Raw genomic sequence first — 13,098 nt, 5'->3', positions numbered from 1 at the left:
CCAGAAAAATGGCCTGATTCCCGAAAAGGGCAACTGGTACGTCTTTGACGAATCGGGAAGACTGCAAAAAACCGGCTTCGTCACCGACACGGATGGCAATGTATACTACTATGACGACTGCGTTCTGGCGCTGGGCTTTACCAAGATCGGAGAGGACTATTACTTCTTCAATGCCGGCAGCGGCAAGATGTATAAGGATACCTCTCTGTGGGTCGGCAGCAACAGCTATGGCGTAGAGCCCGGTATGCACGCCTTCCTGTCCGACGGTAAGATGCTTGTACCCGGCTCGGAAACCGGCGTCAAAAAGATCGTCAATGAAAACGGCAAACTCTACCTCATGATTGACGGCGTTAAGATGACCAACGGACTCAACGAACTGGACGGAGAATACTACTATGCTCAGCCAAACGGCTGCCTTGTAGTCAACGCCACAATTTGGGTCAGTCAGAAGAACGGTCTGATTCCCGAAAAGGGAGATTGGCATTCCTTCGATACTGAGGGAAAGCTGATCAAAACCGGTTTTGTTACCGGCGGCGGAGATACATATTACTATGAGAATAATGTGTTGGCTCTGGGCTTTACCAAAATCGGTACGGACTATTACTTCTTCAACGCCGGCAGCGGCAAGATGTATAAGGACACCACTCTGTGGGTCGGAAGCAACAGCTACGGTATCACCGGCGGCATGTATCGCTTTGACACAGACGGAAAAATGGTACAAAAGTAAGTAGAAACAAAACCATACGGGGCTTCACGGTTACTGTGAAGCCCCGTAGCGTATGAAGATCCGTGGTATTCAACGAATGAGGGTTGTATATGAAATTCAGCATTGTCGTTCCTGTTTATAACGCGGAATCCTTTTTGGATTCCTGCGTTCAATCAGTTGAATCGCAGCTCTATTCCGATTGGGAACTGATCCTGATTGACGACGGTTCAGAGGATGGAAGCGGCAAAATGCTGGATGACTACGCGTTGAAAGATTCCAGAATGCGTGTGGCCCATCAGGAAAACCGCGGCCAGTTTTACGCACGTAGAAGAGGCATCGGCTTGTCAACCGGCGATTACATTGTGTTCTTGGACAGCGATGATGTTTTGGAGCCCGAATGCTTGCGGGTGATACAGCGTGCAATTTCTGCGCAAAGCCCGGATATCGTCTTGTATACGGGACGGGTATTTGTGGACGGCATGGATACGGGACGATGTGTCGGAAATATAGCGTCAGTTGAGTCGGAGATTTCTGCGCGCTGGCTGAAAAAGCAGCTGATTTCCTCTCATCGCCTGAATTCCCTATGCCTGAAAGCGTTTCGAAAAGAAGTCTTTGACGGAGATACTACAGATTACGCTTGTTTTTATGGAACGCACTGCGGCGAAGACAAGGTGCAGCTGCTGTACCCTCTGACAAACGCAAAAAAAATCTGGTATCTTCCGAACCGGCTGTACCAGTATCATCGGCGCAATGACAGTACAATGCATCAATACCGGACGGATACGATTTCTCGAATGATGGCAAGAGAAATGTTTGAGATTCTTTACCGATTTATGCAAATATGGGACATGACGGAGGCTGCCGATTTGGAAACGGTTGCGGTTTATTACCTGAAAAACTACTTGTCGGTCTATTTTAATTGCCGGAAACGCTGCACAGCAAAGGAACGTCAGGCGCTGAGACAGTATCCGTGGAAGGATGAGATTGACAAAAGGGCAATGCGGTATTTCTTCAGTTCCGGATTGACTATGAAGGAAAGGGTAAAACTGTTGGCGGCACTGGCAAGGGCTTGACAGAAGCAGTGGAACAGACAATGAAACGAAGGGAAACAGACGAATCAAAACTGAATATCCTGACACAGCTGCTCAACCAGCTGGTAACGACGGCCTGCGGAATTCTGATTCCCCGGCTTCTGATTGCGGCATATGGCTCTGAGGCCTACGGCATCTCGGCCTCGATTGCCCAGTTCCTGTCCTACATCGCCATGCTCGAGGGAGGAATCGGCGGTGTCGCCCGTGCGAAGCTTTATGGACCGCTTGCAAAGAATGATGCTTCAGAAACAAGCTCGGTATATTATGCGGTAAGAGATTTTTTCAATCATGTCGCAGCCATATTTGTTGTTTACAGTATTATCCTGGGATTTTGTTATCACGATCTGGCCCATGTTACAATTTTCTCAAGGACGTATATTTTCCTGCTTGTATTATCTATCGGCCTGGCCACCTTGGCAAAGTATGTAGGGGGGCTGGCAAACCTTACCCTGATTGTCGCGGACAAAAAGGTGTATGTTAACAATCTTATTATGGTTGCCACAACGTTGGTTAATGCTGCCACGGTTGCCATTCTTGTCAGAATGGGTGCCGGGCTGGTGCTTGTAAAACTTGGGAGCAGCCTGATTTTTGTCGTGCGTCCAATTCTTTACGCGGTTTATGTAAAAAAACATTATGTTCTTACCCGGAGCAGCCCAAAGGCTGTATTAGACCAAAAATGGACGGGAATTGGGCAGCATATCGCATATTTTCTTCATAAGAACACGGATATCGTGCTTCTTACTCTGCTGGCGGATCTGCGTTTGGTTGCGGTTTACTCCGTGTACAATATGGTAATCGGCAGTGTTCGCTCCATTACAGAAGCCCTTTCAGGCGGCATGGAGGCGGTCTTTGGCGAGTGCATAGCCAAAGACGACATATCCGCGCTCCGGAGGTCCTACCGAAAATATAAAACACTTCTGTCGGCGGGAACGCTGGTCCTGTTTTCCTGCGCGGGGATTCTGATTGTCCCATTTATCAGGCTTTACACAAAGGGAATAACCGATGCAGACTATATTCGGCCTGCCTTTGCCTGGGTTTTCCTCCTTGCGGAGGCTGTGAACTGCCTGGTATTGCCTTGCGCAAGTCTCCCGGTGGCAGCGAATCATTTGAGGCAAACACGCTGGGGGGCTTATAGTGAAGCCTTAATCAATATTGTCCTTTCCTGTATTCTGATCAAGTGGAATCCGCTGCTTGGTGTTGCGATTGGAACCCTGGCCGCAACGGTATTCAGGGCAGTCTACTATATGGCCTATTCTGCAAAAAATATTCTGCATCTGCCGCTTCACAGGATATTGCTTCCGTTCTTCGGGACGAATTTCCTTTTCTTCGCGGTCACGTTATGCGGCACTTTTCTAATCCAGGCTGTAAAGATCAAGAGCTTTCTCTCCTGGACACTATGGGGAGGGCTATGCTTCCTGTCCATAGCATTCCCTGTAGCTATCGCGGTGCGTAAAAGATACGGCAGATAGCCTGCTCATCCGGCTGTGCCTCACAGGGGTACCGGAGTTCTTACTTTAATACTGGTATGCCAGCGAGAGGCCCCGAACGGTGTGACAGAAACCGTCCGGGGCCTCATCTCGCAGTTCGTTTTGGCGAGGTGCCTATGATTGTGCGTTTACGATGCTTATGTGAATACCTACCTCGACTAACATGCAGGCCCGTGGTTTCGGGCCTGCATGTTTTATAGGCGGGTGGTTATTGAGCGTTTACATTATACACAAGAAAACAAAAGACTCGCAGCAGCTGAACATTGAAATCCTAAGCTGTTGCGAGTCCCTGTACTTGTGTGGTTGAGCTGACGTGCGCCAAATGGTATGCACAGCGGTACGAGCTGTCGGGCCTTAAGCCCTACAGACTCAATCCTTCGATTTGGCTATTTAACAAATGTGGGCGGCAACGATATCGGTGGAAAGCTGAATCCTGCCAGATTATTTGAGTTGACAATCTCAACAAATTTGGACGAACAGAGCTTTATTCCGGGCATGCTCTTTAGGAAACAGATATCTGAAGAGTCCCAAGTTTTTTCATCTACGATATAAACCCCAATTCGTGTACGACTCCATTCAAATTGACCACATGAGCTACATACTTTCTTCCTCCTGAGATGCATGGCTTGTAAATCCAAGTCCACCGATCCACTTACATTTAGACTGTAGTAGTTTGGCACGTTATTTACATCTTTAAAGGTTGAAGCTAATTCAATTTGACAATTCAAATATTCATCATATCCGGATACGCTTTCCCTTTCAAATATATTCAAGGCATTTTCTGAAACAATAGTTAGCCGGTTCCCCGCTCCACAAAATTGCAAAAAATCGGGAAATTTTCGCCCTCCTTCTAAAATCAAATGCGGCGCATTCCCAATATATGTCGGCGAAACGACTTCCCGTCCACAATTAGGGCAAATACTTCTTGTATAGCCAGCCAATGACAAATCTTTAGATGCATACGAATACTTTTTTCCAACATCATTTTTAAGCCAAAACAACATACTTGATTTCCCTCATTTCATTTTAATCCGTTTAATCTGCGGAAATAATTAACGATGTCCTTGGCATTTGGAGTAGGGTGCCTATCGGAGCCGCAGGTCGGATGATAGCAGTTAGGTCACAAATGGTCAAGGGCAAGACGAGCGGCGTACCGCCGCCCTTGACCATTTGCGCCCTGCCTGCTGAAAAGTAACCAAGGGGCGGTTAAGCCGCCCACTGTAATAGATTTCTACCAGAGCCGTAATCAATTTTGCGCATATCTCTTGACACTACCTGTGATACCACGGCACTTGTCAGGAATATTCATGAAACCTTTTTATCTCAAATAATACCGTGACTAAAATGCGAACTGAAAACTATCGATGATAGAATCACATACTTTCACTTCAGCGCTTTTTCGTTCACTTTGATATGTGGCAAACACTATTTTCGGGTATTTGGCAACAACCCACAATTTTATAAACCAACCATCAGATGTTGTGCCTGTTCCGTACAAAATTGCCTTGCCATCTCTGTTGAAAAGTATTAAAGGAGAATGCAGATTTATATTATTTTGATCAATAAATCTTTTGGCCAATATGCTCATCTGCTCATCTAAAGATTCTTTTGTTTTTAAAACATTAAAAAAAGATGTTGTTATCGCTCCATTGCCGCTGGGATTATACAAAAGAAGATTATCAATATCCTCTTCGGCACACCAATTGTTAGGTAATGTATAATTCAAATATTCATTATGATTAAGCGTCATTTATCTCACCTCTAATCATACAATACTACCAACCATACACACTGCTGTTGCTGCGGCCGCAAATCCACCGCAGGTAACAACTGTAGCAACTGCGGCTACGGCCACAACTGCCGCACCGAGCGCCCAATGCCACCAAGATTCTCCGGTAGGATCAATTCTATTAACAGGGTTATTTCCGCAGTTTGCAAACAAATTCAATCCTGTTAAATCACTACCCGTTGAGAGCTGATTATCTGCATTTATCCACCGACCGATCTCAGGATCATAATAACGGCTGGATACATAGTAGAGCCCCGTCTCCTGATCGTAGACATATCTGCGGTACCGCAGGGGGTTCAGCTCTGCAAGCTCACCGGTCGATGCCAGGATCTTACCCCAGGCATCGTAATAGTAGTGTGCGCCCTGCATACCGTCGGTGGTTTCGAGGCTTATTACATCGCCCTGTAGGTTGGTGATGTAGTAGTAGACGGTCCCGTTGTGGATCAGCGTGAGAGGCGCGCCGTTGGCGTCGGTAATGAAGCAGCTGAATGGTCACATTCGGAGCATTTACGGCAGCGCCCGGCGTGACGGTTTGCACACCGGGCGCTGAAAGTCCTTATTCGTTTATGGGCACAGAGATGTTCTCAATCAGATAGCCATCCCCGTCTTCCGGGCAGACGTTGAGGTCCATGATGAAGGACTCTATATCCTCCGGCCGGTCCAGATTGATACCGTAGAGGTAGGCGGTAAACAGTGTTTTGGAATTGGCGGGGACGCTGGCCCATAGGGAGACGTCGCAGGTCTCGCCGTTTACCTGAATCTGTTCATCAAAGATGGAAAGATCGTTTCCGCTGCTGTTTTCCACGCAGAAGACCAACTCCATATCCTCCAGCTTTTCGTCGTAGTCATTGGCCCAGAGCGCTACATAGGAGAGGGTCAGCGTTTCATCGGAATAGAGCATTTGGCCGCCGGGCATATCGGACTGAATATAGTCCGCCGCGGCGTTGCCCCGGAGGGTGAAGGTTCCCAGATCAAGGGAATCAGCAACGCTGTAATCCTTGCCGAAGGCTGTGGCCTCCAGGGAAAAAGAGATCTGCTGGATCTGTGCAATATTGGCCAGCTGTAAGCCCTGGTCACTGAAGTGCAGGCCGGACTCCAAAGTCTCCCCCGGCTGGACCTGGGCATAGAGACCGCTGAAATCGTCCAGGCAGAAGCCGTTTACGGTGACATTTTTCGAAGAGAAATCGTACGCTTTGTCTGTATGGTTGATGATGTAGACAGGGATATAGGTACTGTCGCTTTTGCCGTCCTGCCACTGGGCAATAATGGTGAATCTATTGTCATCAAAAAGGGTTTTCCCGTTCAGCGGCAGGGAAACGGATTCTGCGGAGGGCTCCGGTTCCGGCCAATCGGCGTGGTCTCCAATGGCCGCAAACACCCATGTCAGAACATTAATCAGAAAGATGATCAGGAAAATAATCAGCAGGGCTTTGGGCAGGCCGGTGATTTTGGCAGACTTTTTCGTTTCCCTGCGGGGTCCCGGACAGGAGAAGGGATCCTTGTAGGGTACCCGTTTCCGGGTCGTGTCCTTGATGACCAGAGGTTCCCCTTTATGGACGTGAAGATTGTGGGCGATCTCCTCTGAGAAGCTCTCATAGGCGCAGTTCCGACACTTTTTCCCATCGAAGGGCGCGCCGCAGCTGGGGCATACGTATTTGGCCATTGCATAGCCTCCTTTCTTAGTGAACATTATAACAGGGAAAAGCGGGGCCGTCAATGTATTGACAGGCGAAAACATATGTTCTATAATATACAAAAGCGCAGAATAAAGGGGGTGGTTTCCGTGCCGCGGCAGTATATTGCCATTGATCTGAAATCTTTCTACGCCTCCGTGGAGTGCGTGGAGCGGGGATTGGATCCTATGACTACCCATCTCGTGGTGGCCGACGCCTCCCGGACGGAGAAAACCATCTGTCTGGCGGTGTCCCCGGCGCTGAAGGCCCACGGCATTTCCGGCCGGGCCCGCCTTTTTGAAGTCGTGCAGCGAGTGACGGAGGTAAACGCCCTGCGTAAGGCTCAGAACCGCGTCCGGGAATTCACCGGGGAGGCACTGGACAGCAAAGATCTGGCGGCACACCCGGATTGGAAGCTGGGCTACCATGTGGCGAAGCCCCGGATGGCCCACTATATGGAGTGCAGCGCTCGGATTTACAGCGTCTATCTGCGCTATGTGGCCCCGGAGGACATCCACCCCTATTCCATTGACGAGGTCTTCATTGACGCCACGGCCTATCTGAAGCTCTATGGCGTGGACGCCAGAGGCTTTGCGAAAATGCTCATGCAGGCCGTCATGGATGAGACGGGCATTACGGCTACCGCCGGTGTGGGGACCAATCTGTACCTGTGCAAGATTGCCATGGATATCATGGCCAAGAAGATCCCACCGGACGCCCAGGGGGCCCGAATCGCCTGCCTGGATGAAATGAGCTACCGCCGGGGGTTATGGGACCATCGGCCGCTGACGGACTTCTGGCGTGTGGGGCCGGGCATTTCCAGAAAGCTGGAGCGCCGGGGCATCCGTACTATGGGCGACATTGCCCGGGTCTCTCTGGACCCCGGGCCCTTCGGCGAGGAGAGTCTGTACAAGCTCTTCGGCGTCAATGCCGAGCTGCTCATCGACCACGCCTGGGGCTACGAACCCTGCACGATTGACAAGATCAAGGCATACCGCCCGGAAAACCGCAGCGTCAGCTCAGGACAGGTGCTGCAGTGTCCCTACAAAAGCGATAAGGCCCGGCTGGTGGTCCGGGAGATGGCAGATCAGCTGGCCATGGACCTGGTGGCCAAGGGCCTTGTCACCCAAAAGCTGACCCTGACCCTTGGCTACGACCGGGAAAGTCTGGAACAGCCGGAGATTCACTACACAGGCCCGGTGGTCATGGACCGCTATGGCCGCCGGATTCCCAAAAGTGCCCACGGGACCATCAATCTGCCGGAAAAGTGCGCCTCCCAAAAGCAGATCAGTCAGGCATTCATGACGCTCTACGACAGCATCGTGGACGCGGCGCTTTTACAGCGGCGGCTGACTTTGACTGCGGACCTGTATCCCAAAGAGGAGGCCAGACTGGCCCGGACGGAACAGCTGGACTTTTTCACAGACCCTGTGGAAAAACAGGAGCAGCAGAAGGATATGGAACGGGAACAGGCCCGGCTTCAGGCCATGCTGGAAATCAAAAAGAAATTCGGGAAGAACGCTATTTTCCGGGGCATGAACCTGGAAGAAGGCGCCACCGCCCGGGAACGCAACAGCCAGATCGGCGGACATAAGGCCTAGGGGGACACTATGGGACGTTATGATGATATTCTGAATACCCACTGGCCCCGGCCGACCAGCCGGCCCCGGATGTCCATAGAAGACCGGGCCGCCCAGTTTGCCCCTTTCGCGGCGCTGACGGGCTACGACGATGTGCTGACCGAGACCGCCCGCCTGACCCAGCACCCGGTTTTTCTGACGGAGGAAAGCCTGGAGGAGCTGAACCGGCAGCTGAAGCTGGCCGCGGTTAAAATCGATACACAGCCGGAAGTTACCATGACCGTTTTCTACGAGGACGCCCGGAAAGAGGGCGGCCGGTTTGAGACGGTCACTGGAAATCTGAAGAAAATCGACCTGTACCAAGGCGGTCTGGTGATGACAGACGGCCGGGAAATCCCATTCTTCCGGATATGCGAATTTGAGGTGGAGACATAAAAAAACAGGAGAAGCAATCGCTTCTCCTGTTTTTTGAAGACGCTCTATTAGCCGTTGGCACGCATCTGAGCGAAGCACTCGCTGCAGAACACGGGACGGTCGGACTTGGGCTGGAAGGGCACCTTGGCCTCGCCGCCGCAGCGTGCGCAAGTAGCGGTGAAGAACTCACGGGGGCCACGGGCATTGTTCTTGCGAGCATCACGGCAGGCCTTGCAGCGCTGGGGCTCATTCTGGAAGCCGCGCTCTGCGTAGAACTCCTGCTCACCGGCGGTGAACACGAACTCCTTGCCGCAATCTTTGCAAACTAAAGTCTTGTCTTCGTACATTGGAAAATACCTCTCTTCGGTTTTTTGCCCCGTGAAAATCTACCAGGAAATGGTTGTAACGCAGGGTGAATAAAATGTGCGGTGCTCTTTGACCGCATGTTGGATTATACACAATCCAAGTGGATTTGTCAATCCTCTATGAAAGATATTTCTCCAATTATTTGAGATTTATGCAATACTTCCAAGTCTTGAACAAAGTTTTTGGTGAAAAGGATAAAGATAAGATAGACTTTATATGGAAAACTGTGTCTGGCCCTGGTAGGGGATGTGCAGATGGTCGTAGGCCAGAGGAGTGACGCAGCGGCCCCGGGGGGTTCTTGTCAGGAAGCCCAGCTGCATGAGATAAGGCTCATATACGTCTTCCAGCGTCACAGCCTCCTCGCCGATGGTGGCAGCCAGTGTTTCCAGACCCACAGGGCCTCCGCCGTAGTTCTGGATGATGGCGGTGAGCATCCGCCGGTCGATGGCGTCCAGGCCCAGCTTATCCACCTCCAGACGCCGCAGGGCAAGGTCGGCGGCCTCTTTGGTAATGGTGCCGTCACCCATGACCTGGGCGAAGTCCCGGACCCGCCGCAGGAAACGGTTGGCGATTCGCGGTGTGCCCCGGCTTCGGGAGGCGATTTCCATAGCGCCCTCCGGCTCAATGGGCATTCCCAGAATCGTTGCGGAACGGGTGACGATGGCGGCCAGTTCTTCGGGGGTGTACAGCTCCAGGCGCAGAGAGACGCCGAAGCGGTCCCGCAGGGGGGCGGAGAGCTGACCCGCCCGGGTGGTAGCGCCTACAAGGGTAAATTTCGGCAGATCCAGGCGGATGGAGTTGGCGCTGGGGCCCTTGCCCACGATGATATCGATGGCAAAGTCCTCCATGGCGGGGTAGAGAATCTCCTCAACTACCCGGTTCAGACGGTGAATCTCGTCAATGAAGAGAATATCTCCGGCGTTCAGGTTGGTCAGCAGCGCCGCCAGATCCCCGGGCTTTTCAATAGCGGGGCCGGAAGTGACGCGGATGCCCGCTCCCATCTCGTTGGCAATGACCCCGGCCAGCGTGGTCTTGCCCAGGCCCGGAGGGCCATAGAGCAGCACATGATCCAGCGGCTCATTACGCCGCCGGGCGGCTTCAATGTAAATGGACAGGTTTCCTTTTGCTTTCTCCTGGCCGGTATAGTCGGAGAGCAGCTTGGGCCGCAGACCGATCTCCGCGGCGTCCTGGGGGGTATAGGTGGGCAGCACCAGCGGGGCTTCCGTCTCCTGGGAAAATTCCAGACTCATTTGCGTTACCTCCTGTTATCCCTTCATGACCATGGCCCGCAGAGCGTGACGGATCAGATCTTCCGTAGAAGCATTGGGGTCGGCCCCCTTGAGGGCCACGGATATTTCGGCGGGGGAGTAACCCAGTTCCTGCAGGGCCGCGGTTGCCAGAACAATATTACTGTTCTGCTGGACTGGGGCCGCGGCAGGACCACCGGAGAAGTCCAGTTCCATATGGGATCCGCCGATTTTATCTTTCAATTCCAGAATAATTCGCTGGGCGATTTTCTTGCCCACGCCCTGGGCGGCGGTGAGCATTTTTTCGTCCCCGGTCATGACCGCCAAAGTAAAGTTCTGGGGGCCGCCGGAGGAAAGGATCGCCAGTGCAGCCTTGGGGCCAACGCCGTTGACGGCGGTTAAGAGCTCATAGCACCGCTGCTCTTCCCGGGTGGCGAAGCCGTAGAGATCGTAGGCGTCCTCCTTGATAGACTCCGTGATATAGAGTTTGGTGGGGGTATTCAATTTCAGCTGGGCGGCGGTATAGGCGGTGACCCGGCAGCCATAGCCCACACCGCCGCAGTCAATGACCGCCAGCCCCGGCTCCAGAACGGTCACGGGACCGGAAACATAATACAGCATAAAAAGACTCTCCTTATCAAACCGTCAAAGAACTATGTCATTGCGAGGCAGTGCGCACACTGCCGTGGCAATCCCCCGGATTTTCAAACATCTTGTTTTCTAAACCGGAAGCTTTTATGTCTAACGGGGGGATTCCCACACCAGTCTGAGGACTGGTTCGGAATGACATGCTACCCTTTGGGCTTTTTTGACACGCTCCTTATTTTTGCGCCAGCGCCAGCAGGGACGTGCTGGAACGGGCGTGGCACAGGGCAATTGCCACGGCGTCGGCGGCATCGTCGGGCTTGGGCACGGCGGGCAGATTCAGAATCCGCTTGGTCATGTCCATGACCTGATGCTTGGAGGCGTTGCCGTAGCCAACCACGGCTTGCTTGACCTGCATGGGTTTATATTCATAAACCGGGACGCCCGCCTGCTGGACAGCCAGAAGAATAACCCCTCTGGCCTGAGCGACCTTGATGCCTGTGGTTACGTTGTTGCCGAAGAACAGTTCTTCGATGGCCACGGCGTCGGCCCGGGCCAGCTGCATGAGCTCTGTCATATTGTTGTAGATTTCTCCAAGGCGCCAATTGAAGTCCGTATTGGGGGGCGTGGTGATGGCGCCGCAGCGCAGCAGGCGGCAGGCGCCCCGCTGGGCTTCAATGATGCCGAAGCCCGTAATGCCATAGCCCGGGTCGATGCCCAGAATGCGCATTACAGCCCACCTCCGGCGATGGTTATGAGCTGATAGATCACAAAGCCAATGGCCAGCACCACGCCGACCCGCGCCGCCCAGACCTGCCAGGCAGGGCGGGGAACATAGCTCTTTTCTTCCGTTTCATTTTCCATGGGATAGTTCACCTCAGAGCATACTATATCACACTTTTGAGCGAATTCAAAGTATTATTTCAGAAGGATCAAAGAAAAGACGCTCCGTTTAACCCATTGCGCTCCGGGGCGGGGAAGCCCCTCCGCACGCTTGCAATTGCAGGTTGGATATGCTAAAATATCCAAAAATACGTTTTTATTGGAGGAAACGGCATGATCCTGATTTCCTGTGTGGAAAACGCTCTGGGGCTGCTGTTCAACCATCGTCGGTGCAGCCGGGACAGGGCGGTGTGCGGACGAATTCTGGAGCGGGCGGGGAATGAACTCTGGCTGGCAGAGAGCAGCACGGGGCTGTTCCGGGAGTTCCCGGAGGCGGCGCTGCACATCGTCCCGGATATGTCTCAGGTGCCGGAGGGCGGATACTGCTTTTGGGAGCTGCCCGCGCCGGAGGCGGAGCCGGAAGGACTGGTGCTCTATTTCTGGAACCGTGACTATCCGTCGGATGAAAAATTTGTTTTCCCCGGTGGGGAAGACCGTTGGAGATTGACAGCGGAAACAGATTTTGAAGGCTTCTCCCACCCACTGATTACGGAGCGTCTTTACGATAGAGGAGAATAACCATGGCAAAGACGGCAAAGAAAAAATATACGCTGCCCCAGATACTGTTTCTGGCAGTGCTGCTGGGACTGACCGCGCTTTACCGATTCTACTTCGGCAGCGAGCAGATTATTTCTCTGGACGACATCCCGGCGTACTCCGGTGAGGCCTATGTAGCCGTCAACGGCAATCAGCCCTTCTTTACGGAAGCGGACTATACAACAGTCTCCTATGAAACCTATTCGCCTTTGGACAGCCTGGGCCGCTGCGGCGCGGCGGAAGCCAATGTAGGCCAGGACCTGATGCCCACAGAGAAGCGGGGGAATATCGGCTCGGTGAAGCCCACAGGCTGGCATACATCCAAGTATGACTTTGTAGATGGGCAAAACCTGTATAACCGTTGTCACCTCATCGGCTATCAGCTGGCTGCGGAAAATGCCAACAAGCAGAATCTGATCACCGGCACCCGGTACTTGAACGTCACAGGTATGCTGCCCTTTGAAAACATGGTGGCGGACTATGTAAAAGAAACGGACAACCATGTGCTCTACCGGGTAACGCCCATATTTGACGGTACAGACCTGGTAGCCCGGGGCGTGTTGATGGAGGCATGGTCCGTGGAGGACAACGGAGAGGGTATTTGCTTCAATGTCTACTGCTATAACGTCCAGCCCGGGGTGGAGATCGACTACGCCACCGGGGATAACTGGGCGGCGTAAG

15 protein-coding genes and 1 pseudogene are annotated in these 13,098 nt (G+C 52.5%); 7 read left to right on the top strand and 9 right to left on the bottom strand.

What is annotated here, in order from left to right:
• The 3 genes and pseudogenes from KQI10_RS03660 to KQI10_RS03650 form a co-directional block, all read left to right on the top strand.
• Window positions 1–727, top strand: a pseudogene (locus KQI10_RS03660) (hypothetical protein); the annotation flags it as partial.
• An 89-nt stretch (window positions 728–816) separates the two neighbouring features.
• Window positions 817–1,779, top strand: a complete 963-nt coding sequence (locus KQI10_RS03655; protein ID WP_216566049.1) for a glycosyltransferase family 2 protein — start codon at window positions 817–819, stop codon at window positions 1,777–1,779.
• 20 nt (window positions 1,780–1,799) lie between these two features.
• Window positions 1,800–3,266, top strand: a complete 1,467-nt coding sequence (locus KQI10_RS03650) for a lipopolysaccharide biosynthesis protein (RefSeq protein ID WP_216566048.1) — start codon at window positions 1,800–1,802, stop codon at window positions 3,264–3,266.
• Between the two features lie 404 nt (window positions 3,267–3,670).
• Here the strand turns inward: KQI10_RS03650 and KQI10_RS03645 are convergent, their stop codons facing one another.
• The 4 genes from KQI10_RS03645 to KQI10_RS03630 form a co-directional block, all read right to left on the bottom strand.
• On the bottom strand, window positions 3,671–4,288 hold the full coding sequence (locus KQI10_RS03645) for an imm11 family protein (RefSeq protein WP_216566047.1): 618 nt from the start codon (window positions 4,286–4,288) through the stop codon (window positions 3,671–3,673).
• Window positions 4,289–4,623: 335 nt separating this feature from the next.
• On the bottom strand, window positions 4,624–5,034 hold the full coding sequence (locus KQI10_RS03640) for a hypothetical protein (protein ID WP_216566046.1): 411 nt from the start codon (window positions 5,032–5,034) through the stop codon (window positions 4,624–4,626).
• Between the two features lie 15 nt (window positions 5,035–5,049).
• On the bottom strand, window positions 5,050–5,442 hold the full coding sequence (locus KQI10_RS03635; protein ID WP_216566045.1) for an RHS repeat-associated core domain-containing protein: 393 nt from the start codon (window positions 5,440–5,442) through the stop codon (window positions 5,050–5,052).
• Between the two features lie 187 nt (window positions 5,443–5,629).
• Window positions 5,630–6,736, bottom strand: coding sequence for a hypothetical protein (locus KQI10_RS03630; protein ID WP_216566044.1), 1,107 nt, complete (start codon window positions 6,734–6,736; stop codon window positions 5,630–5,632).
• 75 nt (window positions 6,737–6,811) lie between these two features.
• Between KQI10_RS03630 and KQI10_RS03625 the strand changes: the two genes are divergently transcribed.
• On the top strand, window positions 6,812–8,347 hold the full coding sequence (locus tag KQI10_RS03625) for a DNA methylase (RefSeq protein WP_216566043.1): 1,536 nt from the start codon (window positions 6,812–6,814) through the stop codon (window positions 8,345–8,347).
• A 9-nt stretch (window positions 8,348–8,356) separates the two neighbouring features.
• Window positions 8,357–8,761 carry a YolD-like family protein gene (locus KQI10_RS03620; RefSeq protein WP_216566042.1) on the top strand — a complete coding sequence of 135 codons (405 nt, stop codon included), beginning with the start codon at window positions 8,357–8,359 and terminating at the stop codon, window positions 8,759–8,761.
• Window positions 8,762–8,808: 47 nt separating this feature from the next.
• Here KQI10_RS03620 and KQI10_RS03615 read toward each other — a convergent pair whose 3' ends face one another.
• From KQI10_RS03615 to KQI10_RS11795, 5 genes are all read right to left on the bottom strand, one after another.
• Entirely contained in the window at window positions 8,809–9,087 is a 279-nt protein-coding gene (locus tag KQI10_RS03615; RefSeq protein WP_216566041.1) for a zinc-ribbon domain containing protein, read from the bottom strand.
• A gap of 231 nt (window positions 9,088–9,318) precedes the next feature.
• Window positions 9,319–10,356: a Holliday junction branch migration DNA helicase RuvB gene (ruvB, locus tag KQI10_RS03610; RefSeq protein ID WP_216566040.1), complete on the bottom strand. Its 1,038-nt coding sequence runs from the start codon at window positions 10,354–10,356 to the stop codon at window positions 9,319–9,321.
• Window positions 10,357–10,371: 15 nt separating this feature from the next.
• Window positions 10,372–10,974 (bottom strand): Holliday junction branch migration protein RuvA, encoded by a 603-nt coding sequence (ruvA, locus tag KQI10_RS03605; RefSeq protein ID WP_216566039.1) that lies wholly within the window; start codon window positions 10,972–10,974, stop codon window positions 10,372–10,374.
• A gap of 199 nt (window positions 10,975–11,173) precedes the next feature.
• The gene (ruvC, locus tag KQI10_RS03600; protein WP_216566038.1) at window positions 11,174–11,668 is read right to left on the bottom strand and encodes a crossover junction endodeoxyribonuclease RuvC; all 495 of its coding nucleotides are present in this window, start codon (window positions 11,666–11,668) and stop codon (window positions 11,174–11,176) included.
• Window positions 11,668–11,802 carry a hypothetical protein gene (locus KQI10_RS11795; protein WP_256445295.1) on the bottom strand — a complete coding sequence of 45 codons (135 nt, stop codon included), beginning with the start codon at window positions 11,800–11,802 and terminating at the stop codon, window positions 11,668–11,670. Before KQI10_RS11795 ends, ruvC begins: the two co-directional genes overlap by 1 nt.
• Before the next feature lie 192 nt (window positions 11,803–11,994).
• Between KQI10_RS11795 and KQI10_RS03595 the strand changes: the two genes are divergently transcribed.
• Together KQI10_RS03595 and KQI10_RS03590 are read left to right on the top strand one after the other, a co-directional pair.
• Window positions 11,995–12,399: a ribonuclease Z gene (locus KQI10_RS03595; RefSeq protein WP_216566037.1), complete on the top strand. Its 405-nt coding sequence runs from the start codon at window positions 11,995–11,997 to the stop codon at window positions 12,397–12,399.
• A 2-nt stretch (window positions 12,400–12,401) separates the two neighbouring features.
• Window positions 12,402–13,097 carry a DNA/RNA non-specific endonuclease gene (locus KQI10_RS03590; RefSeq protein WP_216566036.1) on the top strand — a complete coding sequence of 232 codons (696 nt, stop codon included), beginning with the start codon at window positions 12,402–12,404 and terminating at the stop codon, window positions 13,095–13,097.
• The last annotated feature ends 1 nt before the right edge of the window (window position 13,098 follow it).

This window comes from Pseudoflavonifractor sp. MSJ-30, from assembly GCF_018918045.1.
Taxonomy (GTDB): Bacteria; Bacillota; Clostridia; order Oscillospirales; family Oscillospiraceae; genus Faecousia.
The sequence above is the reverse complement of the archived record's forward strand: the minus strand, read 5'-3'. Positions and strand labels throughout refer to the sequence as shown.